A 26,860-nucleotide genomic window follows, 5' to 3' on the forward strand; every position below is an offset into this window, starting at 1 on the left:
ATGAATTGGATCCTACGCAGCACTGTTGCCGATGACAAGCAACTCGTGTCCTTCCGCCACCGCGAGTTGGGAGCGAACGGCAGAACCGGCGTAAGCCGCGCCGCCCAAACTTCCTGCCGCAGCCACACGCCGGGCGGCAACGGGCGGGGGCATCGACCCGAGCAGCCCGCTGAGCTGCAACTCGGCGAGCAGCATGATCCCGTCGTAGCACCCTTCCGCATAGGACGCCGGCAAGGGCGCGGAGACGCCAAAGCGGTCGCGGTAGAGCTCCATCAGACGTTCGTGGCGCTCGTCCTGCTGTCCTATGAACGAGGGCATCGCAGAGTAAAGCAAACCGGTCTCGTCTCCCCCGGCTGCCAGCAGGCAGTTCTCGTCGAACGTCGTGTACAAGCGGATGAAGCGTTGGCCGGTGCCTGCCTCGGTGGCCTGACGGTGAAAGTTGATTCCGTCCCGTCCGACGAGGGAGAGCAGGATGGCCTCAGCGCGGCTCTTCCCCGCCTCGTCCAGCAGGCGTTCCGTATCGACGGATCCGAGCGGAACAAGCCGATCCATAACGACGCTTTGTCCAAGGTCTCGAAGCACCTTGGACGCGACGCGGTGCACCTGGCGCGGCCACACGTACTCATTGCCGATGAGTGCCCACCTTCGTACCCGATGATGGGCAATGATCCACTCGAGCGGCCGCTGCAACTGCATGCGCGGGTCTGAACCCGTGAAGATTGTGCCGGACCTCATCGAATCACGCTCACGCGGTGGTGTGAAAACATACGGCACCCGGTCAGCGACCACCCTCGCGACGGCGGCACGGACATCGGACGTGTGCGCGCCCACGAGGCCATGAACAAGACCGGCGCTGACAAGCTGCCCCACTAAGGCGGCAACCTCATCAGGACCGCGGCCGGCGTCGATCACGACCAGCTCGGGTACCTTACCGACCCGCTCGGCAACATGCTCGGCGGCCAGCAGCGCAAAGTTCAGGATGGACGGGCCCGCGATCCCCATGACGCCCGAGAGCGGCACGAGTAGCCCGATGCTGAGAGTTCCGGATGGCGGGCCGCGCAAAATGAGCGTGCCCGGAAGCACTAGGCTGACTGCGGAGGTCACAGACAGATCTTGCCGCATCCAGGCCTGCAGCGCGATCAAGGAGGATCCATGCCCGCCATTCGAGACGACAATCGACACGAGCCTGCCTTGTCATGGGTTCTCACCGCCCTCTCCGCCGTCGAGAAACAGCTCCACGATGGACTCGGCCTGGCGCTCAGCGAGGTGGATGCCACCGTAGAACAATGGCGGGTGCTGGATCTGGTTTCGAAGCTTGGCGCACCGACAATGGGTGAACTTGCGTCCGCATCGGACATGGCAAACGCATCCCTGAGCCGGGTCATCGATGCACTGGAAGATACAGCATCGGTCTTCCGGCTTCCCAGTCCCGAAGACCGCCGCCGGATCACCGTTCAGCTCTCCGAGCACGGCACTGCACGTCTCGCCCGAATGAGCAGCGTCGTCTCCGCATGGGAGCAGTTGACCCAGGCACGGCTAGGCACTGAAACCGTCCACGCCCTGCGCCTCGCGATCGACCTGTGCGGGGAACGGCTCGAGCTTCACCACCGCCTGCCCGTATAAGCGCGACGCTACCCACACCGGATCCGCTCGCACGGCAACACCACCTACCTGTGCCCCCGGAACGTCGGCAGCAGTGCGCCCGGGCCTGAAGAAACGTGGACAATGCGCAGCAGCCAACCGGCGGCCGATTCCCGCGTCGTGCCGCGACCCGGAACGGCTCGGGAAGACCCCCGGACGGCCGACTGCTCTGAGTCTTAGCCTTCGCACTCGATGCAGTAGGAATGGCTGTTCTTCTCGCGGGCCAGCTGGGAGCGGTGGCGGACCAGGAAGCAGGAGTAGCAGGTGAACTCGTCGTCGGCCTGAGGTATGACCTGGACTATGAGTTCCTCGGCAACAATTTCTCCGCCGGGGGTGATCCATTCATCCAGAGCATCGGCTTCGTCGAGTTCACGGACGACGCTCCTGGCATCCGGTGCGTTCGCGGATTGAAGGGCTTCCAAAGACCTGTCCTGTGATTCCTTGACGTCGGAGCGCACTTCGTCGTAATCAGTTGCCACTTGGGGCGTTCTCTTCTCTGTTGTTCCCATCAAACCCGACAGAAAACATACACCCCGCGAGCGGTCATTCCCTCGCCCCGCCTGCGCCATCCAGTCTTCCGGCGTGTCGGTCCAGTCCAGTGCGGCGGCCAGGTGCCTCCCGGCGGGCAGTGCTTGTTGTTCTGCTTCGGGGAGCTTGTCGTAGGTGTAGGCGGCGACGGCCATGGGTGAGGCGGAGCGGCCCCCGGCTGTAGCCGAGGCTGCGGTCGCTCGTCGTGCCGCAGATGAGGACGCCGATGGTCTCGTTGTGGTGTTCCCTGCAGAGGGTGTCGTCTACGAGGGCGAACCCCGCCGACGAGCAACCATTTCTCCCGGGGTGGTCCCGGTTCGGACCGTCATCGCGGTGCTCGGAAAGCGATGAGAGTGCAACGCGTGTTCGTCCTCACCCGGCGACGGTTCACGGACCCGGCGGCGGTCATGGCCTGGCTCCGACCGGACACCCGGCCGGTGCCCTCGATCGGCGTCTACGGCGAGCTGCTGGCCAAACGCACCGAACACCCGGCAAAGACAGCGCCGAAGGAGAACATTTCATGAGCCCCCCCGCCCCTGGGACAAGCATCACTGCGACCCTGCGCCGCCGGCGCGGCCTGACCGGCCAAGCCGCTGTGGCGGCCGTGGACCAGGCCTGCCGCAGGCTGCGCGTTTCCGAGTGGAACCGCCCGGCACGATGGTTGATCATCCGGTGTCGTTGGGGCTGACAAAGTCTGGCTCCCGGAGGGTCCCGGTCCCCCTCTTGCTTCAGCGGTGCGGTGTGAGGGTGATCTCGCAGCGGCGGTTGGCGGCGCGGTGTTCGTCCGTGTCGGCAGGATAGAGCGGGCGGGTGTCACCCCAGCCGCGGGTGCTGATGCGGGCTGCCGTGACGCCATGGGCGACGAACCAGGCTTTGACGCTTTCTGCGCGCTCCGCTGAGAGCGTCAGGCTGCGCTGGCTGTTCCCTCCGGGGACGGGGTTGGTGTAGCCGTCGACGGTCAGGGTTGAGCGGGGCAGGAGCCGGTGGGCGGTGAGGATGATCTCGAGCTGGCTTGCCGCGCCCGCGGTCAGGCCGGAGGTGTTGGCTTCAAACAGGACAGCTCCGTTGAGCCGGTACCGTTCGGTCCGGGGCACCTCCACGGGCGTCGGGGAAGGGACGGGGCCGCCGACGTGCTGCCACCAGGGGTTCTCATCGGTGCTCAGCGGGTCCGTGCCACCGCTTGCGGATACGGCCGTTTTCGCCGGTGATGCGGGTCGCGCGGACTCCGCCGGGGTACCGGGCGGGGATGCTGAGCTGCCCGGTGCGGAGCAGCCGCTGAGCACGGCGGCGGTGAGGATGGCGCTGAGGGCTGCGGTGAGCGTTGCAACGGAGTTCCGGCGGATGGTGAGGCTCATGATGATGTCCTGTTCCTGGCGTTGGCGGCGGCCCCGGGCCGGTGAATGGTCAGGGTGTGGAAGAGTGCGCGTGCGACCGCCCCGGGTGCTGCGCCGGCGGCGATGCGGGTGATGGTGATGGCCTCCTGATTGAGCAGTTCCTGCGGCGGCTCGGATCTCATGACGACGGCGTGGACGTCGCCGGGGAAAGCCGCGAGGTCGGCTGCCAGCCGCGCCGGGGTGTCCGTGAGTTCGAAGTCCGAGAAGCACAGCAGCGCGGTCCGGTGGGAGGGGTGGGCGCGGGCAATCTGAAGGGCTTTTTCGAGGGTGGCGCCCATCGTGCTGGCACCGTCCCCGTCGGTGGGGACGGTGAGGGCGCCGGCGAAGTCAGACCTGGCGCGCCGGTTCAGGGCCAGCGGCGCCCGGTCGGCGGAGGTGGGCCGGTTCATGTGCAGTATGGCCGCTTTCTCACGGTCGCACCTGCAGCTGCGGCTGATCCGGTCGAAAACGATACCGGCTTCGGTGTACCGCTCTCCGGTGGAATCGGCCCCGCCGAGCATTGACCCTGAATCATCGAAAATGCAGATGGTCAGGGTCGGCTCCGCGGGACAGGTCCCGGGGTGGCCGAGCACCAGGTTCAGCTTCGGTGCCGGGGCGTTGTTGCCCAGGCCTCCGGTTCCGAGCAGCCGCCCGCGGGCGAGACGGGCGGGCAGGACCGCGGCGTTCACGACGCGGCCCCGTTGGTGCGTGCAGCGATGTCGTGGTTCCCGTTCTGCCCGTCCGCGCTCTCGAGCAGGGTCAACAGGTCAGGTTCCCGGAAGGAGCTGCGCGGGGCGGGCCCGTGGCCCATGACGGCGGGGTTCGCCCGGGACACCCCGTGTTTGAGTGCGGTGAGTTTGAGCTGGCCCGCGGTGCCGCGCTCGGAGTGTTCGGCAGTGATGGATGCGGCTTCCGCGGCCGCGGACTCGTACCTGGCGATGGCGGGTGCGCCGGCCAGGGTCCTCAGCCGGTTGGAGGCGCGGATGTACCGGTGGTAGGCGCGGTCGAGCAGGTCCGCGACTTCGTCGGCGTACTGGTAGGTGTTCAGGACGCTGGCCAGGCAGATCGCGCCGGCGAGGCAGCCGAATACGATACCGCCGAGGCTGCCTTCGACGCCTGCGCGAAGGGCGAAGATGCCCCCGATGATCAGCACCGTGATGGTGATGCCGGCCAGGACTATGGCTTTGACGATGCGTTCTCCGGTGTCCCCGCCGTTGAAGATCCAGGCGAAGCGCTGGTGCTGCGGGGGCAGGTCTTTGGTGTCCCGGGCACGCCGGCGGGCGAGCCGCGCGTCGCGGATGTCGTTTCCGGCCAGTCCCGCTGTCACGGCCGCGACGGCGGAGGCGACGGCCTGCAGGAGGGCAAGGGAGGGTATTTCGCCCAGGAGGATCGCGGCGCCGGCGATACCGGCGATGTCGCCCAGCAGCAGCAGTGCCCAGCGCAGCAGGTACATGGTTTTAGCGTGCGGTTCCCGGCGGGTGTATCCGGCCAGGGCCTCTTCGTGCAGGTCGAGGTCGGCCTTGGCTTTCGCCAGCTCGTCTTTCTGCACTTCCACCTGGTGCACGGCGGTGTCGCGGCGCACGCGTTCGGCCGCTCCTCTGATCTTGGCCTTGCGTGCCTCTTTTTCTCCCTCCGCGGCCCAGAGGCGTTTCTGTTCGGCTCCCAGGCCGTCGAATTCGTGTTCGTGCCAGCCGCTGCTGATGGTATCCGGGCGCGGCACCGCGGTTGCTTCATCGAGCGGGAGGTAGCTGATGCTCTCAGCGCGGCTGATTACCTCCCCGGTGTCGTCTTCGTGCGCGGGGCGGAACGGTTTCTTTGCGAACATGGCTCAGGCTCCTGCCGTGTAGTCGGTCACGGCTTCGCAGGACGCGGCGCCGGTGCGGGTGCAGTAGGTGGAATAGAAGGTCTTCAGGGCATCGACGTAAGTGGTCGGTGCGGCGCCTCCTCCGGTCTTGCCAAGCCCGGAGATCCGCACGGTGGTCGTTGCGGGCAGGACTGTGACAGGAGCTGTTTTAGCGAGACTGACCGCTGAGGCGTTGGTCAGCGCCGGGGTGTTCAGCACCACACCCGTGGTCTGGACCCCGTCGGTGAGCAGGTCCACGGAGAGCTGAATTTTGTGGCTGACCGCTTTCTGGGCGGCGTATTCCTTGGCGAGGGCGAATTGGGAGGTGATGTCGGACCCGTCAGGCAGCTGGCGGGCGGCGGCCGCAAGCCCGGTTTCGACCTCACCCATGACGGACTCGACGAGGCCGGTGACCTTGCGCAGTTTTGCGATCTCGGTGGCGCCGGCGGGATCGAGCGTGCCGTCGTAGACGATGCGGCTGGCCGCGGCACCGGAAGTGAAGGCGTCTACGCGAAGGTTGCCCCCGCAGACAGCGACCCTGGTCGCGATGTCTTTGACGGCTGCAGCCCGCGCCGTGGCAGCGTCGGGTGTGTTCGAGCTGGTGCTTACGTCGTCAGCTACGTAGGCGGTGCGGGTGGACCCGGAGGGGCAGCTGCGGGCAAGGCTCTGCAGCCGGGAGAGGTCACCGGTGGGCTGGGGGTCGCAGGCGGTAGCGCCGGCGAGGATTGCCAGGCCGGCGGCAAGGGCAGTGATTTTCGTGATCAGGTGCATCGTGGTTTCCTTACTCCTGCTGGGTGGTCAAGCGGATTGGGTGAATCCTGCGCGGCGGAGCCGGGCGAGATCGTTGCGTGTTGAGCGCCAGTCGCTCGCGGTGCCCGCGAGCACGGTGACCTGCACCCCGGCGGCCCGCACTGCGAAGTGGCCGCCCCGGGTGCGTCGGACGTCGAAGCCTTGCCGGGTGAGTTTCCTGATGAGTTTCCTGGTGTCCTTGTCCACGGTGTGCTCCAATCTGGTCGGGATGGGGTGTGCCCCGGCCCGCGGGCCGGGGCACACCCAATGGGGGTTACTTGCGTTTGCTGTTTTCGGCCGCCCGGCGGCGCGATTCGGCGATCAGGGCACGTTCGCGTTCTTCGCGGCGGCGGCGTGCGTCCTCTTCCTGCCTCTTGCGGTATTCCTCGGCGCGCTTCTGGGCGTCCGCGTCGGCGCGCCGGTGCTGAGCCGGCGGCTGGATCGGGGGCATCGGGAAAGCCATTTGTCTGCCACATCCTTTCGATCGGTGCGGGGGGGGGTCCGCCGCCCGGTTGGGGCGGACCCGGGTTCCGCTGTTCCACGATCTTTTCCGGGATCAGCGGGCGCGTGGGGTGAGACCGTGACCGGGGCGGGCACGCCGGCGCCCGGGGCCGGGATGAGGATGAGGCGGCGCGGCATCATGATGCCGGGCGAGGGCATGTTGTGGGTGAACGGGTGCGCCGCAGGACGCGATGATGGTGGAATGACACTGATTTCCGCGGCGGACGCGGCGGGTCGCCTCTCCGCAGCCGAACGCCTCACACTCAGCGTGCTGTGGGCGACATCGTCCGTGCGCGTCGCTATCGCCGGAGCCTTCCTGTTCTGGGCTGTCCTTGGCGCCGACGCCGTTTCCTGGGGAACGGCGGTGCGGGTAGGCGTGCTCCTGCTCGGCTCAGCGATAGCTTTCATCCACCACCGCCAGGACCTGCGCGAGCGGCTGACTGGTCTTCTCCCCCGCCGCCTTTCCGTGCACCTGGGCGCCACCGGTGTGCGCAGACGCCGCATCGACCTGCCCGGGGCCCTGGAAGGACTCGGGGCCATCCTCGCAATGTCACTGGTGGTCGGGCCCTTCCCTCTGGCCCTTGATGTCCACGCAAATCTGGCGGCAGCGGACGTGCGGACCATCGGCCTTGTCCTCGTGGCCCTGTTTACCTCGTTCCAGTGGATCAACATGGTGCTGGTCCCCACCTGGACCATCCCTGATCCCGCGTCGTCCTGGCAGCCCGCCCGCCGTCACGCGATCGAGAGGCTGGCCCTGCCGGGCCTCCTGAGCGGGGCGCTCGCTCTCTGGGTTGTGGTGGCAGGCGCATCCGGCGTGCAGGTCAACACTTTGGCCGCAGGGATGGCCGTGCTGCTGCCGGTCTGGGTGTACTGGGCGATTTTTGTGTATGACGCCTCAACACGTGCGGCCGCGAAGGTTACCGCGGAGGCAACCCAGCGGCAGCGGCAGGACTCGGCCAGATTCCTGCATCTGCTCAACCCGGGCCTGAAAAACCTGATCGCCGCACTGGAAGCACCCGAACCCGCCATCGGGGAAGCGCTGCGCGATGCCCGGGATCTGCGCTCCCGGCTCGTGACAGTCAAAGAAGACCTGCTCTCCGGGATCGGCCGCAGGAGCTCCTCCAATGCCGCTGACCTGATCCGCTCGTCGGCAACCGCCATTCCGCCCCTGAACAGCAACAAGGTGGCTTTGGAGATAACACCTGCCACAGCTTCCATCGCATTCGATGGCACGGACTGGGACATCGCCCGCTTCGTCCTCACGGACCTGCTCGCCAACGCGGCCCTGGCGGCCACGGAAATCCGAGTCGACATCCACCGGCTACCCACAGATGCCGGCAGCATTATCAGCATCAGCGTCACCGACAACGGTCCCGGCTTCGACGGGTCTAATGCCCTCTCAGACCCGCGTTCCAGCCTGCATGCCCTGAATCAGGTTCTGGCGCGGGAAGAAGGAAACGGCACCCTCGATATAGATTCCCGGCCCGGGAACACCACGGTGGAGGCCCGCTGGCATTCCCTGTACCCGGCCAACCCGACAAAGGAGAACACGTTCGCATGAAAAGAATCTGGGTACTCGATGACCACCAGGGCCCGGCGGGAACGATCGAAAAAGAAGCCCAAAGGATCCTCGCCCAGGCTGCGGGGCTGGAAGTCAAACGGGTGGGCTCAGTCGACGCGCTGCGTAAACGCGTCACCGGCAGCGAAGTGCCCAACCTGATCGTCGTTGATCTGGATATGGGCATGGAAACAGTGAACAACTATCAACGCCCCCGGGAGAGCGGCCTGGCCGCGATCTCCTTCCTCGAGGAAAACCTCCCCTACACCCCCTACCTCATATACAGCGACATCAACGACTACGGCGGCGGGCGGGTGCTGTCGGCAATGGCCGCGTTCCGGTTCACCCGCCCGGCCGGGATCGTGCCCAAAGACAACGATGAGGAACTGGCAAGGGCGCTGACCTGCTTCTTCACCGGTCGCCGGATCGACAACGAAACCACCGACAGATACCGCCTCCCCCGGCACCGGGATCAGCGGGCCGTCGACGTCCTTTTCTCCAATGAACAGGACCTGCTCATGTGGCAGGCACACGCGGCAGGCAGCGGAGCGTCCTCGAACAAGGCGAGCAAATGGCGGGCGGACGTTATCTCCCGTGTGCTCTCAGACGAGGACCTCGAGCCCTCCATCCCCGAGCAGCTGCGCATGCTCGAATTCCCGGCATCCTTCGACAAAGACAGCAAAGGCAACAGGAACACCAAAGACGCGCTGATGCACTTCGCCATCCGCCACCGCATGACCCTCGGGGATCCGGCCTTCGAAAGGCTGTGCCGGAACAACCTGTGGAACTAGATCCGGCATCCCGCCCCGGGTGGCTCCCCGGGTGGGATGCCCTGATCACCGGTGGCGGTTGGGCCGTCCTGCTGGCCTCGCTCATCATCACACCGGGGATGCCCCTCCTGCTGGCGGCCCTGACCGAACACCGCATGCTCCGCCCCTCCCGTGACTTCCTCTCACTCGTCCTGGGAGACCTGGCCCTTGCCGTTGCTGCCGGGACCGCCACCGCCGTCATTGACCAAGAGCAACTATCGCCTCCCCTCTGGTTATCGGGGCCGACCGGATGGCTCATCCCTGCCGCCGGTCTCGTATTTGGCCTCCACCAGGTCAGAACTGAGTTGAAAACACTCTTCTATATCCGCGAGCAAGCGTGGGCCCCGACGAAGATCTACCACCAGTTCGTGATCTACCCCGTGCATGGTTACCTGCTGACCTCCACGGTCCCCACCGCCCTCGCCTCCGCAGGCCCGCCCGCCAGCAAATTAGTCATCACCGCGGCCGTAAGTCTGTGGGGCGCCGCGCTGATCTACGACACGCGCCACCCCAAACTCGGGCACGCGCCGTTCGACTGGTCACGGTTCAAGCCTCTCCCGCAGCCTTGGCCCGCCACCTCGACCACCCTGCGTGTCGACGTCGCGTGGCAGAAGAACCACCCCCGCCACAGCCGCTCCCGGAACCGTCCCGCCACGCCGGCCTAGGCAGTGCACCCAGATCCGGGTTGAGCTGCTCCCATCGCGGAATCGCCCGATGTCGGATACCGGCGTGGTTCCATGACTGGACGGACCAAGGAAGTCGATTGCCGAGGAGCTGGCTGTATCGGGCAGAAGTGCTCACTTAGGTTGGCGCTTGATAAAGGCCGCCATCCCCGGGACGGTGAAGGCAATAACGCCATGTTCCGGCGCGTAGACGAGGCCCTTTGCGATCAGGTTCGCCCGGATCGGTCCGAAGCTGGCCGGCCCTCGTCCCAGTCGCGCGGCAATTTCACCGGAGGAGCTGCCTTTGTCGCCGTCTTCGGCCATTGCCCGGAGGTAGTTCTGTTCGGCTCGTGTTGCGCGGTCCCAGCGGGCACGGAAAAAGCCGCTGTCGAGGGCGGCCCGGCCGTTGGCCGCGCCGACCCGGGCATCGTCATAGGTTATTTTCTCGCCCGTTGCGGCGTTCCAGGTGTCCTGTCCGTACTGCTGCAGGAAGTAGGGGTAACCGGCGCTTTCGGTCACAATAAGAGCGACGGCGGAGTCGTCCCATTCGACCCCGTCCTCACTTGCCGGCTTCGTCAAAGCTTCGGAAGCTACGGTACCGCGGAGTTCCTGAATCTTTTCGTAATGGAAACGTTCGGCATAAGACTTGGCCTCAGCAAGGACCCGCGGCAGGCTGGGTAAACCGGCAAACGCGAAAAGTACACGCCAGTCGTCCTGCGCGGCCGCGTGCGCGGTTGCGCAGAGCGCCACGAGCTCGGCTTCCCCGAGATCTTGAGCCTCATCTATCAGAATCGCCAGACCAACGTTCTCTTCCTCCGCAGCTGACGCCAGGTCGTGGATAAGTTTGCGGAGGTCAGTCTCGAGAACGCCGGTGTCCGCTCCCCCGCCGGAAGCCCCGGCCAGGTCCAGGCCAAAGTTCCAGGTTCCGCTTTGATCGTAGGACGCCTTGAAGCTGACCGCGGTCTTCAGCGCCTTCAGCAGGCGCCGACCGGCCGACGGGCGCGCCAGATCAGCGAGAGGAGCATGGAGTGATTCCCCTAGCGCCTCGCGCAACGACTTACCCGCGCCCGCTTCGACCTGCGCCACAAGCCAGTCCCGATCGCTCGCGGCCCGGCGGAAGTCCGAGAGCAGAACCGTCTTGCCCACTCCCCGCAACCCATAAAGAACGAAAGGCTGAGCCGTCCTGCCTGCCTCGACCCGTTCGATGGCAACCTGCCAGTCCCGGCGGGGCTGATCGCGTCCAACAAGAGCAGCGGGTTTCCTCCCGGCACCGGGCGAATACGGATTCGATACGGCATCCAACGCGAACCTCATCTCAGACAACATCTATGGAAATGTAGTGAAGTCTAGCAAAACGATAGACCTCGATAGATTTCACTATCATTACGAGCGAGCAGCCCCCGGATCGCTGTTGATCACATTCAGGAAGCTCGCGCCGAACGCAGATCGGTGCGAAGGGCCGGGAAGCGCGTCCTCGGTGTCCCCGAGGAACTGGTAGCTCGGTGAGGTACTCGTGCCGCCGGCCGCGGCCGCCTCGGCGTAGGCGGCCGGGACGCTGTTGTTGACGAACCAGCTGAAGATGTCGCCGACGCCGCTCTGGCCGGCTTCGTAGCCCCAGCGTCCGTCGAGGATGCCGCCGTCGGCGACGCGCACCTGCCCGGCACATCGCTGAGCTCAGCGCTGTTCATCACGTGGCAGGCGGAGGGTGAGCCGTAGTGTTTGGTTCGGCTTCGGCAGGCGCCCTCCACACGACATGGTCCTAATCAGTCCATCGTGCTACGGCGAGGTAACCGATCGGGCCGCGGGACGGTCTCGTGTCCGGCGCCTTCACCGATCACAAATGTCAGGGTTTGACTATTTGTAGGAGCGTATCCACGCAGCGTCGCGAGGCCGCACGAGTGCATCCTCACGCGGGATGGCGTCCCTTGAGTTCGAAATGATGGAAATCCGCCCTCTCCCAGAGGCCGCCCCAGTCGAATCCTTCTTGTAGGAAGGCCTTCACCACGGGCAGGTCGGGGAAGAACATTCCTGGCCGACGAATCGAGCGATCAGTGTAGTCGGCGTCCTCCGCAAGCGGTCCCCAATGCCCGTCGACGTAGTGATAAGGATTTTGGATGGGATTTATGTCAATAGCGGTACCATAAGAGTGATTTGATGGTCGATCTGTGCCGGCTATCTTTCGGAAGTTGAAGGCGGATGAATTATTAGCCTCCATCGACCTTTCATCATCGCCTTGGAATGATGATTCATCGATCGGGATGGCGGTGTGGATCGGGAAGCGTTCTTCATAGAAGACTCCCAGCACGTTGCGCATCTTCGAGATAATGGACGCATGCACGATCAGTGAGCCGGTGCGAAGCCGCCCAGTGAAATCGAAATGGTCAAACTCGATTTTAGCTAAATTGTCCAGGGACACGGGACACCCCGGCGTGTATGTGAAGGGGAGTTCTTCCCGGCGAACGGTTGAACTTTGATAGGCGAAAGACTTAGCCATGCATCAAACTCCCTAGATGTTTCGAATCACTTGAATCTTGACCAGAGCATTGCTATTGCCAGGAGCCCATAAGTGCCCCCTAAGGCCATCGCGAGGACAGGGAGGTTCGCGGCGACGGCACCGATAAGGCTCGAGAGCAACACAAGAGATAGCGCGGAAAACTCCTTGAGGAGCGCCGCCAATATGGATGGCCGGAGATAGACCGCGTCCCCGCGTTGCACCCCGAGGCGTTTCCGTGTCGCCAGGTCCATTGAGACGATCGGGATGTCCATGTCTCCGGTGAGGGCGGAGATACTCAGCGCGCCGCGGCTTCGATCCTCAATGACGCCGCGGTCCTCCAGCTGTCGTATGACTATCCGACCGAGACGACCCTTTCCCCTGTGGTAGGACTCTATGACGACTCGGTCGCCCGTGGCCACACCGAGAATTCCTGTACACCGGCCTCGATACGGACGATGGGCTTTTCCATATCCATGGCGTTGGTGGATGATACACGGACGATAGTGTGCCGGAAAGAGAAGATGCTTCGTCGGAAGTTGCGCGCCCTGATATTGAGTGCCTTTAGCTCCACAACTTCGCCCTCATTCAGCCCAATTGCAGTCGATACGGTCTGATCGAGTGCGATGTTGAACGGGCTGATGGTGTCACTGAACCGGATCAAGACCGGGAAAGACAGCACATGATTCTCCTCGCCAAACTCCACCGACGCGAGCTTAGGCGTTGAGACGAGAACCCAGGAGCCACCGAATGCATCCTGATAGCTTGTGTGCACCACCGCGAAGTATGAATGGGGACTTCCGTGGCCCTCAATGTAATCAGAAGAGTCAAAACTCTGAAAGAAGCGCGCGCCGTCGGCCTGTATTCTTTGCGCTGAGGGGAGGTACCGCTGAAGGATGCGGCGGTACGGTTCCGCAGTGTCCGGCACATGAATGATTTGATCATTCGGTAAAAGAAAATGTTTGGTACTGCCAAAATCGGTCTCGCCGGCCCTGCCGGGGCTAGTGCCGATGCATGCCATCTGTTCGCGGGTAAGTAGAAAGACGCTGACGGTATCGGTAATTCCGCCCGCGGTCTCCGACTCATGGTCGTACGTCCGAATCGCCGGGAATTCAATCCAAAGTGTTTCCTGGACAAACGCTGCGCTTCCGAATTGGAAGAGCATGTTCCTGACGTTTTCAACACATCCGTTGTCCACGAACGCGAGGTACCGGTCCACAATCGGGGTGGCTGAGCCTTCAAGGAGAACCTTGTTGACCAAAGTGCCGGTAGGCGTGGACACATGACCATGGACGATGCTGCAGCGACTCAAAGAGTGGTAGGGCGCTACGCACATGTCCATCTGCACACGCTCACCCCTGTACAGCCCGGCCACGTGGCCGGCACAGTCATCCATGAGTCCCCCATACCCCATTTGCGGCCGCGACCCACCGCGGCAAGCCCGTTGATCGGGCGGTTAGGCCCGATGGTTAGCCTGACGAAAATCTACAACGACCAGATAGGGAGATCACTCGGCCCTGTCTGAAGCCCTTACAAGGTCTTTTCAAAATATGCGGGTCTTTCCCGTATCAGCGATGACAGTGTAGCCATTCCTAATGTAGAAGGAGGTTGCGGGCAGCTTTCCGCCCTTAACATCGGGATACAGACTGCTGTTTGCGAGCATCATCGAGACCACCTGCGGCGGCATCTCTTCTTCGACGAACTCCAACATCCTGGTACCGACGCCATTCGCGCGCTCCGTGTCGGTGACCAGGATGTTCATTATTTCCATGATGTCGGGCGCCATATAAGCGCAGTAAACGAAACCAACCAACTTATCGTTGCTGAACGCCAGAGCAGAAGGTGCGTTCCCCAACGCCTCCGAGATTAATCCCTGGTTCGGTGTGCGGTGGAGTTGCTCTTCAAACAGCTCACAGACTAAGGAGGTATCTGCCTGGGTTGCCCGACGGAGGTTAATCACTTGGGTCATCGTACGCGACCGTGAGCGCGAGACACCGCCAAGGGCCTTCCGCGCGGTTGATTGAACAACAGCCGGTTCAGCACGGAGTCAGCCGCAATCGGCGCTTGGTATAGTCGCATATGCCAAATCTGGAAGTCCCCACAGTTCGGTGGGATGCCGGTCTCGGCGAGGATGAAAGCAGGACCCAGCTCGGCCACGAGCTAGAAGCATGGATCGCAAATCCGGCTTTGCAGACGCTTGCTGAGGCGTGGAACGGTCATGTCCCGCCCCACCGCTCCCCCCTTGACATGTATCGATGGTTCGAATCATTTTCTGCAGACGAGTGGGATTTCCGAGGCGGTCGTGAGCGCAATCAAACAACAGCGACCCGCCTGGATCCACGCCAGGTGACTGCCGCTCACGCTGCGGCCCGGTCGCTCGGTCTAGCTGAGTTCAAGCCGCCTCTGCACAGACATTACGATCATGTACTCGTTCTTGGCGGCCTGATTCGAGCCTGTCTGACCCGTCCAAAGTACGTCGCTGCGCTTGTCGCTCAAGGCCTGACTTTTGAGAATGTGACCGCTTTAGGCGGCTTCCGGACCCTTGAGGGCGACGAAATCGGCGTAGCCGCAGCAATGGGCTTGACCGTCGACGATGAATTCGAGGCTATGGTGGAGGGGCTGCGGCGTGCTTTTGCTATACCGGAAAGCAGCGCCCCGGATCTCAGGGAGGCACGAGCGGGGTCAAGAGCGAATGGAGACTGGGCGGTTGCCCAGTTTCGAACTGCCCCTCCGCTAGAAGTAATAGCCGCTCCCTCCAGTGAGCCTCTAATCCGTCGAGCCAACACCGCAGATACTTTCGCATGGTGGGCGAGCCGGCAGAAGGACCTCCGCCTGAGCAGGATTCTTCTCGTCACGACGCCAATTTACGTTCCCTACCAAGGTGCGGCCGCCATCGAATACCTGGGGGTTCCCTATCATGCGTCGGTAGAAACTGTGGGGATTTCGCCGGAAGCGTCAGATCTTGGGCCCTACACCCAGACCTTCTCCGCAGCGAGCTACCTGCAGGAGATCAGATCAGCTATCCGTGGGTACCACGCGTTGTACCGGAAGGCCCTGTCACTTCAAGAAGGCGGCGGTTCCTAACAAGCTCAAGCCGGATCCAGGCAGGGGATCTGTCACTGACGTCACGCCGCAAAGGTGCGTCCAGGTGGGGCACGGGCGGTTCAGACGGACTGGGTCGTCCCGACCGGCGACGAGCCGCCAGCTTCCCGAAACACCCAAGTCATCCTTGGGCAAGGGCGAGACCCCGGGCGCGGCCTTGGCATCCATCCTAAAGAGTCTCAGGGCAGGCGCGGGTGGGGCTACAGCTTGTTGGTGGCCTAATCAAAAATGCCGGGTTCTGGTTCGGTGTGCGGGAGGGACGCCAGGCCGGGACCACGGGGGGATTTGTGGCCGTCGTAGGCGCACTTCTTGAAGGGGCCTTCGGTGTCCATGAGGGCGCGCATGTGCGGGTCGGCATGGTTGAGGTACCAGACACTGATGCCCAGCGCCGGTTCGAGGCGGAGATGCTCCCAGGCCCGCCAGATCGCCTCCATGCGGATAAGGGCTTCGGGGTGTTTGTACCATTCGGGGCACCAGGCGAAGGCGGCGCCTTCGTTGACGTCCCTCACGTAGGACGGGGCCAGAAGGTCGGAGAAGAACTCGACCGCGTTCGGGTACACGAGCTTGCGCTCCGGCTCGCTCCCGGCATCGCTGCCCGCTCCCCCGCCGGGCTCGTCCTGGTCGGCGCTGAAGGCGTCCCCGAACTCGGCGCTCATCCCCTGCCGCCTTCGCCTGCCGGGACGGTCACCGGCGCCCGGGGCGCCTGCTCCTGTGGGGCCAGGGAGTCTCTGACTTTTTGGGCGTGGGGGCCGTTCATCCAGGGGATGGTTTCGATCAGGGTGGCCGGGGCGCCGGAGGCGAACAGAACGGCCCGGAACCGTGGGAGGGCGGTCAGGTCGGCGACGGAGAGGATTTCGTCCTTGTTTTCCTGCCGGGAGGAGGAGGACCCGTGCCGGCTGTGGCTGCGGGAGACGTTGATGTAGCTGTACTGGCCGATCAGGCGGGAGAGTTCGTCGAGGTATCCGACTTCGGAGACGCCCCCGCCGTAGATTTTCACGTTGGACGCGGACCAGAGCTTGCGCATGCCCTCGAGGTTCCAGACTTCCACGCCCTGGGACCAGGACTGCAGGATGGTCATCAGGATGATGCCGCGGGAGCCGTAGTGGCTGTACTGATCGGGCAGGGCTTTCCACCGGCAGACGTTCGCGGCCTCGTCCAGGATCCCGAGCAGCGGGGTGGCGAGCCGGCCGCCGGGCTGGGAGGTGGCGTACGTTTCTGCGGCTTCGACGACGGCGACGGTCAGCGCGGTGACCAGGGGGCCGGCGGTCCCTGCCCCCTCCCGGGACAGGCTGTACAGGGTCCCTCTCCCCCTCACGAACTCCTCCGGGACGAACTTCGGGCGCGGGTCGGTGTCGACGGTGGCGCCGGGTGCAGGGGTGACCCATCGGGCGACGTCGCGGTCGGTGAGGCAGGAGACCATCTGCCGGGCCGTCCCGTACACGCCGGCCCGCTGCTTCTCGGGTTCGCGGATGTGGCCGATGACCATGTCGGCGAGCAGCCCATACCCGGCGGCGCGCAAAATGTCGGCGGGCGCGTCGTCATGCGGGCGCGTCAGCCACGTGTAGACCTGCGTGACGGGGACCGATGCCAGGGAGGCGGCGAGCAGGAGGGCTTTGAGCAGGTTCTGCCCGGCCGGGTCAAAGTAGGCATCGGGTTTGGTACCGGGTTCCCGGGACCCTGTGGCGAAGTGTTGGGCCATCGTCCCGGCGGTGGCCTCATTCGTCACATAGGAGAGCGGATTCCACCACCAGGAGGGTGGTTCTTCGGCGACGGCCTGCGGGTCGAACACCCACACCCGGCCCGCTTCTGAGCGGAGGGGGCGGGTGACGTCAACGATGTCGCGTTTGTTGGAGGTGGCGATCACCGCACCGGGCGCGTCGAGGATCGCGGGGACAGCGTAGGACGTGGTTTTCATGGTGCGGGGGCCGGCGATGAGGATCAGCATGTCCTCCCACGATGCCCAGAGCGGGCGTTTCCCGGCGACGCTGCGCCCCAGCCGCACCCCCACCGGGCCGTCCACGCCGAGGCGTGCCGCCGTGTCGGCGGCGCCTTTGGTCGTGAGATGGTTCAGGTCCTTGCCCCGGCCCATGTGGACGGCGGCCTTATCCACCCGAGCGCGCCGGCCCGCACGCCGGGAGCGGGCAACCAGCGCGGTCACGGCCAGTGCCACGAGTACGGCGCCGAGGGTGCAGGCGGTCATTGTGGACTGGAACGGCCACGGAACCCGTCCCTTAACGAGCCCGGCGATCAGGTCGATCGGGTGGGCCGGCGGGGCGGGCAGCCCGGCCAGCCGGGAACCCAGGTGAGCGGAAACCCAGGCCCCTCCCCCGACCACGGTGGCTGTGCCCAGGACCAGCCAGATCCCGATGGCATCGCCGAACCCGGTACCTTTGCGGTTCGGTGCGCTCACTCCAACCCCTCCCCCGGCGACGCAAGTAACGAAACTGCTTCCGGCGCCCCAAGAGCTTCCGGTGTCCGGGCGGCTATGTGCCAGCGGGTGTTGGTGTCGTTCAGACCTTCGGCCCGTTCGATGGAGGTCAACCCGATCTGCACGGGGATCCCGGGACGGCCGCCGACTTTGATCAGGAACTTTCCCCGTCCCGGCGGTTGGGCGTCGACGCCGCGGGAGTCCCACGCGGGCGGGTCCTGCCACCCGATGAGTTTCTGCTGTTCCCGTCGGGACAGCGGGATCGCTTGGGTGAGCAATGGCATCTCTGCGGCCGGCAGGCCGCCGCAGATCACCATGCCGGCCCGTTCGACGAAGCCACGCGCTTTCATCCTGTCCTCCTCGGCCGGGAGTGCCAGCAGGTCGGACATGGTGTGGGAGATCATGATCTGTCCGACGCCGACGGACCGGTTCAACCGGGTCAGGGCGTCCACCCGGTCGACCATGCCTTTGCCGGAGCGCAGCGCACGCCATAGCTCGTCCAGGACGACGAAGTAGTTCCGCCGCGGTTCCAGGCCGGCGTCGGCGAGGGCGTTGGCGACGTTGACCGTTCCGAAGCCGTAGGACCAGCACGCCAGCAGCACGGCGGCCTGCAGGTCTGTTTCGGTCTCATCGATGGTGGAGACGTCGAAGACGATGGCGCGGTCCCGGCTCATGGGGTTGGTGGTCTGTCGGGAGAAAATTTCTCCGAGCTTCCCGCCGCCGGTCAACCCCAGGAGGGTTGCTTCCAGCGCCCGGGTTTCCTTCAGGTAGACGTTAATGTTGCCGCGGTCCAGTGCGACCTGGCGCAGCTCGTCCGGTGCGGAGACGATGACGTCGAGAAGGTCTTTGAGGACCGGAACCCCGTCGAACCGGTCATCGAGAAGTCTGAGGGCCCGGTCCAGAATGGTTTGTTCCTGGTCGGTGGGCGGCTTGTTCCGGCTGATCGTGATCAGGGAAACGACCATGTTCAGGCGCCGGCCGTGGGCGTCGGCGCGGACACGGGTGGCCGCTTCGTGGTGGCCATGGTCCTCGAGCAAATGCGCGACCTCGACGGCCTGCCCGGGATCAAGGATGTTCAGATACCCGACACCGCGTCCCAGGGTGATGACCTGCCCGCCGAGGGCCTGCACGGCTTTGACGTGCTCGCCCTTGAGGTCCCCCAGGACCAGCGGATGGACGCCCTGGGCCGACAGGCCCAGGAACATGCGGCGCACCAGTGTGGACTTTCCGAGACCTGGTTTGCCGAGGATGAACGCGGACGGGTTGGAGATGAGCCGGGCGCGCTGGAACCAGCTGATCGGGTCACAGCACACCGTGGCCTGCGTTTCCTCGTGCCGTCCCAGCGGCACACCGATCATGGGCGAGGACGCACCGGAAGAAAACGGCCACAACCCGCACACCTGCACCGTCGTTCCCCGGTACTCCCTGAGCGAGGGAACCAGGACGGCCGCCCCTCCCCCGCGGCCAGCCCAGCCGCGGGCGCCCGGCTGGGCATGCCGGAAACGGCGCGGTACGCGACCCTCGACGGCGGCCTTTTTTGCCGGCATTACTGTCTTTACCGTCTTTGCTGGCAGGAAGCTGAAGCGGGCCATTAGAGGGCGTCCTTGATTTGGGAGGGCAGCATGCTGTGTGCGGGCAGGACCAGTCCCAGGGGAAGTGACGCGGCGAACGCGGTGTCCTGCGCCCCGTAGGCGCGGCGCAGCAGCACCCGTGCCGTGCCGGAAGTCTGTTCAACGGCAGCGACGGCGTCCGCGAGGCGTCCCCCGTTGGTGACGGTGGCCGTGATGACCATGCCGAAGTTCACCAGACCGGCGCCCCGGGCTTCTTCCTGAGCTGTTTGCACGGCGGAGCGGGCATCGACCAGGGCGCGGGCGGAGGGCCGGGTCCCGGAGGTGATGCGGACGTTGGCGTTGTTCTGGTCCCGTTCGACCACGACGGCTGCCCGGGCCGAGTCCATCGGACGGTACAGCAGGGAGATGCGCTTGCGGTCGATGTCCCCGTGCGGGGCCAGGAGACGGGAAAGCACCGAGGAGTTCACGGACCCGCGAGGGGCGCCGGTCATGGTCCATGACGCCGAGAATGCGCTGTCGTGGCGGTAGTCGTCCCAGCCGGCCTGGGTCGCGGTCGGTCCGACTTCGCCCCAGCTCAGGGAGACAGGGGAACCGGCGGCGTGCGCTTCATCAATGATCAGGGCCGCCGGCGGGTCATAAGCGATCCGGACGACTTCACAGAGTTCCTGCGCGGACATGGGCCGGGCGATGCCGGCACCGGTGGACTGCAGCCGGGCCGAGAGGCCCGGAATGCGGGAGGCCAGGTCGTGGGCCACGTCCTCGGGGGTGCGCTTCTTGGAACCTGACCGGAGGGAGGCGTTGAACGTCAGGGATATCCAGGCCCGCACGGTGGCGGAGCCTTCGGGGTAGGTGTCCACGACTTCGCGCAGGATCGCCTGGGCGGAGGCCGGGGCGTTCGGGTCGATGTTCATCTCGACCTCGTTGCGGAGACGGTAGCCGGAGTCGGGTGCGGTTTCGACCGTGACGGCCGTGGCGTCCAGGCCGGCTTCGTCGGCGAGGCCGGCGAGCCAGCCGCCCCAGTTGGCCACCCACGCATCGACCTGTTCAGGGTCAACCAGGGACGCACCGTCGGGTTCGGTGGAGAAGATCACCGTGAAGTGGTTCGTGGCCGGGACGTGCAGGAGGGCGAACGGACGCTTGTAGGAGTCGGAGAATTCGTACAGCGTGGACTTCGCAGCCAGTCCTGGCAGCTGGTACATGCCCCACTGCGTGACACCCAGAGGGCCGGAACGGTAAAGGTTCGTGCCCGAAGACTTGGAGATCCGGAAGCTCATCCGGGTCGCGAACCGGTCCACGATGGACTGGCCATGCTTGTCCTTCACCGTCAGCAGCAGGGCGCTGATCCCGGCAACTGCGAGGACCGCCAGGCCGGGAAGCAGGCCCCATATAGCGAAGCTCGTGATGCCCAGCAACAGACCGACCATGACAATGCCGGTGCCGATGGCACCGAGGTTGCCCAGCCCGGCCGAGCGCGGCACACGCCAGTTGCCGTAGGACGGTTCCTTGTATTCAGTGTTAATTGCTGCCACTGGGGCCCTCCTGTGCTGAATCATGCCCGGTTGAATCCTGTGCGGTCTGTTGAGCGGCCCGTGAAACCCGGGATGCTACTTGTGTTCCTGTGGCCACGGTGACCCCCATTGGGCCGGCGGCTTTCGCAGCATTTGAAGTGGCCCCGGCGTTTGGCGCCCCGGCTCCTGCGCTGACCGGTGAGCCGGCTCCAACGGAGCCTGTGCCGCCGCCCGGACCCGCGGGACCGGACGACCCTCGCACGGGACGGCCGCCGCTGCCCCTGGGACCCGGTGTCCCGTCGGTGCCCTTCGGTGCGGTGCCCGGGGTGTTGCTATGCGTGCTGGCCGGTGTCGGGGCAGCATTGCCACGGCCGCTGCCCCCGCTGCCAAAGGACACGGCCCCCGTGGCCATCGCACCAACCGCTGCACCCGCCGCGGCTCCCCCGCCCGAGGCCACAGCCCCGACCATCGGCGTCACGAACCGCATCAGGGCCGGCATCGCGAACAGGGCGACAATCATCAGCGTGAAACCGGTGATGGAACTGATCAACGAATCCGGGCCGCCGGTTTGTCCCATGAGCAGGAAGGCCACCGAGTACACAATCGCCGCAGCCGGCTTGTAGAGGATGAACGCGATGGTCCAGCCGACCGCTTTCTGGAACCACTGCCGGCCCATCTCGGTGTTCGTGAAAGCAGCGGTGGTCGGAAGGACGCCGGCCAGGATCACCAGCATGCCGCTGCGGACCACCATCAGGACAATCTGGACCAGAGAGGCAAGCAACCCGATCAGGCCCAGCACGATGAGGATAAACACCCCCTGCTTGGACTGGCCCGTGACCACCAGGACCCGCATGGCTTCCGCGAAACCCTTCCCGTCCGTGGAGCGGGCGATGATCGCGGCCGAGAAGGCATCGGCTGCGACGACCAGAACTGAGATCACTCCCAGGCCCAGCCCGGAAACCAGCGTCAGCGTGACCAGGGAGCGAACAAGATCTTTCAACGGTGCCCCGCGCTGTTCCCAGATCATGCGGATGCCGCCAAGAATGACAGCGAGGACCGCCAGCGTCACCGTCCACACCATCAGATCGCCGTTCACCATCGAAACAACAGGGCTCGGCGTCGTTCCGTCCCGGCTGGTCAGGTTCACCGTGGGCATCGACACCCAGAAGGTAGACAGGGTCGTCACCATCTGGCTCATGCCCTCCATGACGGCTTTGGCCATGTTGCCCAGGGCGTCATTCGTCAGGCCTTGGAGTACGTTTCCGAACCCGCAAGTCACATCCGCCCACGTGCAGTCAGCCATGTCAGATTCCGGCCCAGAGGATGAACCCGCTTAGGTCACTGAGCTGAGAAACGCTGCTGAACGTCACCCCGTCATCGGCCGGCTTCACTTTCCAGTCACCGTTCATCCACCGCATTGACAGGGTTGTATGCCCCAGAGCGCCGGTATCCGTCTTGAAAGCAAGATCGACGTCCGCCTCCGAATCCGTATACGACTTGATGAGGAAGCCTTGGACCTGAATGGTGGTGCCGTTCCCTGCCGAACTACTGCCAGCGTTTATCTCCCGCAGGGCAGCATCCCGGCCTGTGCCGGGTACAAGCAGCTTGTCAGCGAGCTTCTTCTCAAGCTCCCGGGACCCCGATGATCCAAGGGCGGCGACATTCATCGCTGCGTAAAGGGCACCTGTCGGGGAGTGCGCGAAGCACGACCTGAAACCGCTCGCGTCTGTCACTCCCGGGCCGAAGGTTGCGGGATCCGTCGGTGTCGCCATGCGTCCTACCAGTTCCCATTTCGTCTTCGGTGCCGTGCCCAGCGCCGTGTCCGGGGACGAGGGCAGCCCGCAGATGCTTTCGTCAGCCGCCGGAGCGGTACCGGGGCTGGTCATGGGCGCAGACGTGCTGGACTGCGCGGTGCCGGGTGCCGCCTGGGCGTTGTTCCGGTCTTTGGGGAGCAGGAAGATGACGAGGGTAGTTGCGATCAGCACGACCACCAGCGCGGCAGCGATGATGAAGCCGGGTTTGGTGAACGGGCTGCTCTCACTGGTGCTCTCTGTCGACTGGCTCATTGTGAACCTCCCGTTGTGTTGGTTCCGGCTCAGACGAAGGCGCGGACGATGCCGGACGCTCCGGTGATGATGATGCAGCCCAGCAGGACCCAGCCGAGCTTGCCGATGGCCTGGGCACCCTCGCCGCGCTGGAGCTGGATCACCATGCCGATGCCGACGATGATCACGCCAAGAACACCCAGCACGAGACCGATGCCGGAGGCCCAGTTCAGGATCGTGAGCAGACCCCCGGCCTGTGCCGGAACAACCGGGGTGGGGTTGGGGATGACGTCGAACCGGAGGCGGGAGGTGATGTTCATGGTGAGACCTTTCATTCGGTGGTGCTGGTGTCAGCTACGAGAGCAGCTATGTCGGTGGTGAAGCGTTGGTATTCGCGGGCCCCGGGGACACTGGGGCTGTCTTCGTGCCGCCAGGCCTCGACCCACGGCAGGGTCCAGAGCCGGGGCGATCCGCCGCCCACAATGGCCGCGAAGTCACGCAGCGCCCTGGGAGTTTTCCCTGGGGCATCCGCCAGGACGGCGAGCCCGAGCAGATCAACCAATGGGGCTGCGCCGGAGGCCCACTGGGTGAGCGCGCAGCGGGCCGCTGTCAGCCCGCGCATATCAGCGCGGCACACCAGCAGCACCTGCGGGGTGCTTGAGTCCTGGGTCACGGGCCAGCAGTGCCCCATGGGCCGTGCCCCGTCAAGAAGATCTGCGACGCGGCTCTCACCGGATCCGCCGCGCGCTCCAGTGACCCACAGTTCTGCGTTTCCGGTGACGGTGCGCCGGCCCAAGCGGTCCGCTGCGTCAGGTTCCACCATGCCCCTCAGCGGTGCGCTGATCGCGGCCGCGGGCGGCACGTACGCATCCTGGGCTGCCTCGTCCCCGGCGACGGTGCGCGGCTTAGTGATCCAGGGGTTCAGAGTCTGTTGCATGGTTCCTCCTTTCGGAAAGCCGTTGGGAAGTGATTAGAAACCGGTGGCCACTGCAGCGGCGGCGGCGAGCCAGGCCCGTTGCGTGGCGGGCTGCAGGGCTTCGTAGCGGATGGGGCCGTTGACCAAGGCCGGGTCGTACGGGATCCGCACGACGGACCGGACGTAGGGGGCGAAGCCTTCGGCGATGCGCTGCGCTTCGGCTTTGGCCCGCTTGAGCGCATCTCCGCTCATGCTGCGTTTGGCGTCAGTGGACTCCGAGACGATCACCACGGCGTTAAGTGCGAGGTCCGTGGCGTGGCCGCCGCGGGCCATGAGGGTCTGCAGGGTCAGGCGCGCGGCTTCCGCGCGGTCCTCGATGGCTGTTACCGGTACGACGAGCTGGTTGGTGTGGTCGATCATCCGCCGCCAGTTCGCGGCGCGGGCGGTGTTGCCCGAGTCCATGACGACGAGCCGGTAGTACCGGGTGAGGACCTGGTGGGCGATGTCGACTTCCTCGGCGGTGACTTCGTGGTCGCCTTCATCGTTTTCGTCCGAGCGCAGAACGTCGAACTTATCGGCGCTCTGATGGTGGACGAACTTGGCGATCTCCGCCGCATTGGTCGACGGGGACAGCAACTCGGTCGAGGAATCAATCAGGTCCAGGACGCTGCGGTCATGGGAGCCTTTTTCCGTCCTCCAGCCCAAGGTGCCCTGGGACTCGTTGTTATCCCAGGCCACGGTCGCAGCCCCGCTGTAGCGGGCGAGGATGGCTGCGAGCATGACCACGGTGGGAGTCTTGTTCGCCCCGCCTTTACGGTTCACCACGGCAATGGTCCGGGGCCCGGGCCAGTGCTGGCTCACCGTGCGAATATCCTCGCGCTCGGACAGTTCTTCCGCCGAAGGGTTCATCCGGAGGCCCAGGCGGGTGAGCGTTCCCCGCCAACCCTGTGTTGCCGGCTCGAGAACGGGCTCGCTAACCAGGAATGACGTGTCCTTCAAACTGCGCCGGGTCGGTGCCGGCTTCCCGGTGACTCCGGCGGTCGAATGATCCGGCGTAACAGCCACGGGGACTGAGGCGCCCTCCGCGGCGACGGGGACGCTCTCAATCACAGTCAAGCCTGCGGTCCAGGGAGCGGGTTTCGGGGCTTCTGCACGCCGGCGGGGTGGCCGGGCTTCATAGGAGACGGATTCAATCTTGTTGTCCGGGTGCACGATGAGTTCACCGTGGCCTTCGGGGTCCTCGATCTGTACCCTGACGGGGCGCTGAAGCGTCTTTGCCTCGACCACGACCAGAGCCAGTGCATTGTTGCGAAGGTCCTGCAGGGATTCCCCTGCAGGAACGAGGCGGGAGTTGCCGGCGACGACGACCTCGGCGGTCCCGTTATCGCGGACGATGGCCCTGATGCGGGGAAAGGCCATGGCCTCGGTTGGTGCAGTACCCATGAGCTTCTTCCTTACGTGTATGAGACGGAGACCTGCGGTGCTTAGGACGAGGGGGGTGCGAGCCGGTTGACCTTCCACGGGGCGTCCCGACCCGTGCGGAGCAGCTGCAGCGTGTAGGTCCCGGCGTTGGTGGGCACCATCGCCGTGACGCCGTAGCCGTTGGTTTCATCTACCCGCAGTGTGGCCGGCCCGGTGACCTTGGAGACAGGGATGTTGGCCGGGTCCACGGTGGAGTAGTCGGCGGTGGCCCGCGGGGTGAGCCAACGGGCAAAGTCGTTGGCCCAACGTGTCCGGTCAGAGCCGGGGCGCGCGTAGTCGGCCATGGCTCGGGACGCGACCGTAGCCGCGTCCTTTCTGCTCTGCTCGTCCCAGGCGATGCCGATGCTGGCAGGGACAGTGCCGCCGGGAGCCTGCGGCCGCCCGCCGGCGCTTAAGGACGCGGGAGAGGACACTGACGATGTGGATGAGGGTGAGGCAGGGCGCGTGGTGGCTGCTGACGCGCATCCGGTGCACAGGAGTATGGCGGCCAGTGCTGTCAGGGTGGGTTTCACTTCGTCTCCTCTGGTCCCGGCACGTAGAGGAATGCGCTGGGCACGTCGTTCTTGACGGTGCGCGTGTAGTAGCGGTGGTCTTCCGGGGCGGGATTGCCGTTGTAGCCCTCCTCCAGGTAGGTCCCGTCGGCGTTGACGGATTTCACGACTGCCACATGGCCATACGTGGCGTCGGCGCCGCCGACGCCCGGCGCGTACCAGACGACGGCCCCGGGACGGGGTGCGTGGCCGGTGGGCCAGCCCTTGGCATCCCAGCCGGTTTTCCATGTCACCGCTGAGCCGAGCAGGGCCCCGTCGGGGCGGAAGTTGCTGTTGGTCAGTTTGAACGGGGCGCTGCTGCTGCCCAGCTGCTGGTTCACCCGCCACAGGGCGAAGTCCACACACTCGCGGCTGAACATCCCCAGCGCGCTGGGCTGATAAACGGCGGCGTTGGCCCAGGGCAGGTCATCACCGGCACCGGTGTCTGGCTGGAGGCCGCATCCAGCGCTGGCGAGGGAAAACTTCGTGTTGGAGAGCGCCTGGATGATCTTCGTTGCCGGGCCCCAGTAGCGCTGGTAGTGATAGGGGTCAGCGTTGCCCTGGACCTGGCTGGCGGCGATTGTCGGCTCCAGCTGCTCCCAGCCCTGTACTTTCCGCAGGGCCGTGAAGAAGTTGGTGGCGCTGACGTTCGGGTTCATCCGGTCAGCCAGTGACCCCCACGCGCCGTTGCCTCGCTGCTGGAAAAGACCCCGGGAATCCGGGCCCGCAGCATCCCCCCGGTCCAAGACACTCAGTGAGGACTCCCCCATCGCCACCATCAGGCCGATCGTCTGCCCGCGAGGGGAGAGTCCGGCCTGTCTGCCCGCATTGATGATCGCTGCCGCGTTCCTCAGCTGGTCCCCTGAGTAACCGGCAACACGTCCTCCGGGGATGTTCGAAGCGTTCACGCTGACGCTGACAGGGCACGCAGCCGCCGCTGGCGTGCCGCCCGCAATCGCAACCAGGAAGATCACAACGAGCGATACCGGTGCCAACACAAGGATGACTAGAGCGAAAACAGTTCCGGGAGCTATCAGCCGCGACTGGTTTAGCCTCCCAAATGTCCCCACGCATCGATCATAT

32 protein-coding genes are annotated in these 26,860 nt (G+C 65.1%); 7 read left to right on the forward strand and 25 right to left on the reverse strand.

What is annotated here, in order from left to right:
* Nucleotides 1-12: 12 nt before the first annotated feature.
* A complete protein-coding gene (locus KIH31_RS15245) occupies nucleotides 13-1,143 on the reverse strand; it encodes an ABC transporter substrate-binding protein (protein ID WP_214427995.1) in 1,131 nt (376 codons plus the stop codon).
* 9 nt (nucleotides 1,144-1,152) lie between these two features.
* Here KIH31_RS15245 and KIH31_RS15250 point away from each other — a divergent pair, with 9 nt between their 5' ends.
* On the forward strand, nucleotides 1,153-1,623 hold the full coding sequence (locus tag KIH31_RS15250; protein ID WP_214427996.1) for a MarR family transcriptional regulator: 471 nt from the start codon (nucleotides 1,153-1,155) through the stop codon (nucleotides 1,621-1,623).
* Nucleotides 1,624-1,817: 194 nt separating this feature from the next.
* Here KIH31_RS15250 and KIH31_RS15255 read toward each other — a convergent pair whose 3' ends face one another.
* Complete coding sequence (locus KIH31_RS15255; protein ID WP_214428085.1) at nucleotides 1,818-2,120, reverse strand: DUF4193 domain-containing protein; 303 nt, start codon at nucleotides 2,118-2,120, stop codon at nucleotides 1,818-1,820.
* Between the two features lie 396 nt (nucleotides 2,121-2,516).
* Between KIH31_RS15255 and KIH31_RS15265 the strand changes: the two genes are divergently transcribed.
* Together KIH31_RS15265 and KIH31_RS15270 are read left to right on the forward strand one after the other, a co-directional pair.
* Nucleotides 2,517-2,693 (forward strand): hypothetical protein, encoded by a 177-nt coding sequence (locus KIH31_RS15265; RefSeq protein WP_214427997.1) that lies wholly within the window; start codon nucleotides 2,517-2,519, stop codon nucleotides 2,691-2,693.
* Nucleotides 2,690-2,857 carry a hypothetical protein gene (locus KIH31_RS15270; protein ID WP_284676031.1) on the forward strand — a complete coding sequence of 56 codons (168 nt, stop codon included), beginning with the start codon at nucleotides 2,690-2,692 and terminating at the stop codon, nucleotides 2,855-2,857. Before KIH31_RS15265 ends, KIH31_RS15270 begins: the two co-directional genes overlap by 4 nt.
* 40 nt (nucleotides 2,858-2,897) lie before the next feature.
* Here the strand turns inward: KIH31_RS15270 and KIH31_RS15275 are convergent, their stop codons facing one another.
* The 6 genes from KIH31_RS15275 to KIH31_RS15300 form a co-directional block, all read right to left on the reverse strand.
* Nucleotides 2,898-3,524, reverse strand: coding sequence for an OmpA family protein (locus KIH31_RS15275; protein WP_214427998.1), 627 nt, complete (start codon nucleotides 3,522-3,524; stop codon nucleotides 2,898-2,900).
* Complete coding sequence (locus tag KIH31_RS15280) at nucleotides 3,521-4,231, reverse strand: hypothetical protein (RefSeq protein ID WP_214427999.1); 711 nt, start codon at nucleotides 4,229-4,231, stop codon at nucleotides 3,521-3,523. Before KIH31_RS15280 ends, KIH31_RS15275 begins: the two co-directional genes overlap by 4 nt.
* Nucleotides 4,228-5,367 (reverse strand): hypothetical protein, encoded by a 1,140-nt coding sequence (locus tag KIH31_RS15285; protein WP_214428000.1) that lies wholly within the window; start codon nucleotides 5,365-5,367, stop codon nucleotides 4,228-4,230. Before KIH31_RS15285 ends, KIH31_RS15280 begins: the two co-directional genes overlap by 4 nt.
* Before the next feature lie 3 nt (nucleotides 5,368-5,370).
* Nucleotides 5,371-6,156 carry a hypothetical protein gene (locus KIH31_RS15290; RefSeq protein WP_214428001.1) on the reverse strand — a complete coding sequence of 262 codons (786 nt, stop codon included), beginning with the start codon at nucleotides 6,154-6,156 and terminating at the stop codon, nucleotides 5,371-5,373.
* 27 nt (nucleotides 6,157-6,183) lie between these two features.
* Nucleotides 6,184-6,381, reverse strand: coding sequence for a hypothetical protein (locus KIH31_RS15295; protein WP_214428002.1), 198 nt, complete (start codon nucleotides 6,379-6,381; stop codon nucleotides 6,184-6,186).
* 67 nt (nucleotides 6,382-6,448) lie between these two features.
* On the reverse strand, nucleotides 6,449-6,637 hold the full coding sequence (locus tag KIH31_RS15300; RefSeq protein ID WP_214428003.1) for a hypothetical protein: 189 nt from the start codon (nucleotides 6,635-6,637) through the stop codon (nucleotides 6,449-6,451).
* 240 nt (nucleotides 6,638-6,877) lie between these two features.
* Here KIH31_RS15300 and KIH31_RS15305 point away from each other — a divergent pair, with 240 nt between their 5' ends.
* From KIH31_RS15305 to KIH31_RS15315, 3 genes are read left to right on the forward strand one after another with little or no spacing between them, the layout of a single operon-like run.
* The gene (locus KIH31_RS15305) at nucleotides 6,878-8,236 is read left to right on the forward strand and encodes a hypothetical protein (RefSeq protein WP_214428004.1); all 1,359 of its coding nucleotides are present in this window, start codon (nucleotides 6,878-6,880) and stop codon (nucleotides 8,234-8,236) included.
* The gene (locus tag KIH31_RS15310) at nucleotides 8,233-9,024 is read left to right on the forward strand and encodes a hypothetical protein (RefSeq protein ID WP_214428005.1); all 792 of its coding nucleotides are present in this window, start codon (nucleotides 8,233-8,235) and stop codon (nucleotides 9,022-9,024) included. The genes KIH31_RS15305 and KIH31_RS15310 overlap by 4 nt, the downstream gene beginning before the upstream one ends.
* A complete protein-coding gene (locus tag KIH31_RS15315) occupies nucleotides 9,015-9,707 on the forward strand; it encodes a hypothetical protein (protein ID WP_214428006.1) in 693 nt (230 codons plus the stop codon). Before KIH31_RS15310 ends, KIH31_RS15315 begins: the two co-directional genes overlap by 10 nt.
* Before the next feature lie 132 nt (nucleotides 9,708-9,839).
* Here KIH31_RS15315 and KIH31_RS15320 read toward each other — a convergent pair whose 3' ends face one another.
* From KIH31_RS15320 to KIH31_RS15345, 6 genes are all read right to left on the reverse strand, one after another.
* Complete coding sequence (locus tag KIH31_RS15320; protein WP_250546075.1) at nucleotides 9,840-11,030, reverse strand: ATP-binding protein; 1,191 nt, start codon at nucleotides 11,028-11,030, stop codon at nucleotides 9,840-9,842.
* 57 nt (nucleotides 11,031-11,087) lie between these two features.
* Nucleotides 11,088-11,357, reverse strand: coding sequence for a hypothetical protein (locus tag KIH31_RS18515; RefSeq protein ID WP_374224890.1), 270 nt, complete (start codon nucleotides 11,355-11,357; stop codon nucleotides 11,088-11,090).
* 253 nt (nucleotides 11,358-11,610) lie between these two features.
* A complete protein-coding gene (locus KIH31_RS15330; protein ID WP_214428007.1) occupies nucleotides 11,611-12,198 on the reverse strand; it encodes a M15 family metallopeptidase in 588 nt (195 codons plus the stop codon).
* 26 nt (nucleotides 12,199-12,224) lie between these two features.
* A complete protein-coding gene (locus KIH31_RS15335; RefSeq protein WP_214428008.1) occupies nucleotides 12,225-12,617 on the reverse strand; it encodes a hypothetical protein in 393 nt (130 codons plus the stop codon).
* On the reverse strand, nucleotides 12,590-13,477 hold the full coding sequence (locus tag KIH31_RS15340) for a hypothetical protein (protein WP_214428009.1): 888 nt from the start codon (nucleotides 13,475-13,477) through the stop codon (nucleotides 12,590-12,592). The genes KIH31_RS15335 and KIH31_RS15340 overlap by 28 nt, the downstream gene beginning before the upstream one ends.
* 261 nt (nucleotides 13,478-13,738) lie before the next feature.
* Nucleotides 13,739-14,155, reverse strand: coding sequence for a GNAT family N-acetyltransferase (locus KIH31_RS15345; RefSeq protein WP_214428010.1), 417 nt, complete (start codon nucleotides 14,153-14,155; stop codon nucleotides 13,739-13,741).
* Between the two features lie 119 nt (nucleotides 14,156-14,274).
* On the opposite strand from KIH31_RS15345, the gene KIH31_RS15350 reads away from it, so the two are divergent.
* On the forward strand, nucleotides 14,275-15,279 hold the full coding sequence (locus tag KIH31_RS15350) for a hypothetical protein (protein ID WP_214428011.1): 1,005 nt from the start codon (nucleotides 14,275-14,277) through the stop codon (nucleotides 15,277-15,279).
* Between the two features lie 236 nt (nucleotides 15,280-15,515).
* On the opposite strand, the gene KIH31_RS15355 is transcribed toward KIH31_RS15350, so the two are convergent.
* The 11 genes from KIH31_RS15355 to KIH31_RS15405 are packed head-to-tail and all read right to left on the reverse strand — an operon-like array spanning nucleotide 15,516 to nucleotide 26,811.
* A complete protein-coding gene (locus KIH31_RS15355) occupies nucleotides 15,516-15,953 on the reverse strand; it encodes a DUF4913 domain-containing protein (protein WP_214428012.1) in 438 nt (145 codons plus the stop codon).
* Nucleotides 15,950-17,707, reverse strand: a complete 1,758-nt coding sequence (locus KIH31_RS15360) for a type IV secretory system conjugative DNA transfer family protein (RefSeq protein ID WP_214428013.1) — start codon at nucleotides 17,705-17,707, stop codon at nucleotides 15,950-15,952. Before KIH31_RS15360 ends, KIH31_RS15355 begins: the two co-directional genes overlap by 4 nt.
* Complete coding sequence (locus KIH31_RS15365; RefSeq protein ID WP_250546076.1) at nucleotides 17,704-19,272, reverse strand: helicase HerA domain-containing protein; 1,569 nt, start codon at nucleotides 19,270-19,272, stop codon at nucleotides 17,704-17,706. The genes KIH31_RS15360 and KIH31_RS15365 overlap by 4 nt, the downstream gene beginning before the upstream one ends.
* A gap of 44 nt (nucleotides 19,273-19,316) precedes the next feature.
* Nucleotides 19,317-20,825 carry an SCO6880 family protein gene (locus tag KIH31_RS15370; RefSeq protein ID WP_214428014.1) on the reverse strand — a complete coding sequence of 503 codons (1,509 nt, stop codon included), beginning with the start codon at nucleotides 20,823-20,825 and terminating at the stop codon, nucleotides 19,317-19,319.
* A complete protein-coding gene (locus tag KIH31_RS15375; protein ID WP_214428015.1) occupies nucleotides 20,812-22,107 on the reverse strand; it encodes a type IV secretion system protein in 1,296 nt (431 codons plus the stop codon). Before KIH31_RS15375 ends, KIH31_RS15370 begins: the two co-directional genes overlap by 14 nt.
* 1 nt (nucleotide 22,108) lies before the next feature.
* Nucleotides 22,109-22,870 carry a hypothetical protein gene (locus tag KIH31_RS15380; protein ID WP_214428016.1) on the reverse strand — a complete coding sequence of 254 codons (762 nt, stop codon included), beginning with the start codon at nucleotides 22,868-22,870 and terminating at the stop codon, nucleotides 22,109-22,111.
* A gap of 29 nt (nucleotides 22,871-22,899) precedes the next feature.
* Entirely contained in the window at nucleotides 22,900-23,169 is a 270-nt protein-coding gene (locus KIH31_RS15385; protein ID WP_214428017.1) for a hypothetical protein, read from the reverse strand.
* A gap of 11 nt (nucleotides 23,170-23,180) precedes the next feature.
* Nucleotides 23,181-23,786 (reverse strand): DUF6668 family protein, encoded by a 606-nt coding sequence (locus KIH31_RS15390; protein WP_214428018.1) that lies wholly within the window; start codon nucleotides 23,784-23,786, stop codon nucleotides 23,181-23,183.
* 33 nt (nucleotides 23,787-23,819) lie between these two features.
* Nucleotides 23,820-25,208 (reverse strand): AAA family ATPase, encoded by a 1,389-nt coding sequence (locus KIH31_RS15395; RefSeq protein WP_214428019.1) that lies wholly within the window; start codon nucleotides 25,206-25,208, stop codon nucleotides 23,820-23,822.
* 41 nt (nucleotides 25,209-25,249) lie between these two features.
* Nucleotides 25,250-25,759 carry a hypothetical protein gene (locus tag KIH31_RS15400; protein ID WP_214428020.1) on the reverse strand — a complete coding sequence of 170 codons (510 nt, stop codon included), beginning with the start codon at nucleotides 25,757-25,759 and terminating at the stop codon, nucleotides 25,250-25,252.
* Nucleotides 25,756-26,811: a CHAP domain-containing protein gene (locus KIH31_RS15405; protein ID WP_374224892.1), complete on the reverse strand. Its 1,056-nt coding sequence runs from the start codon at nucleotides 26,809-26,811 to the stop codon at nucleotides 25,756-25,758. The genes KIH31_RS15400 and KIH31_RS15405 overlap by 4 nt, the downstream gene beginning before the upstream one ends.
* Between the last annotated feature and the right edge of the window lie 49 nt (nucleotides 26,812-26,860).

Source organism: Paenarthrobacter sp. DKR-5 (assembly GCF_018531425.1).
Lineage (GTDB): Bacteria > Actinomycetota > Actinomycetes > Actinomycetales > Micrococcaceae > DKR-5.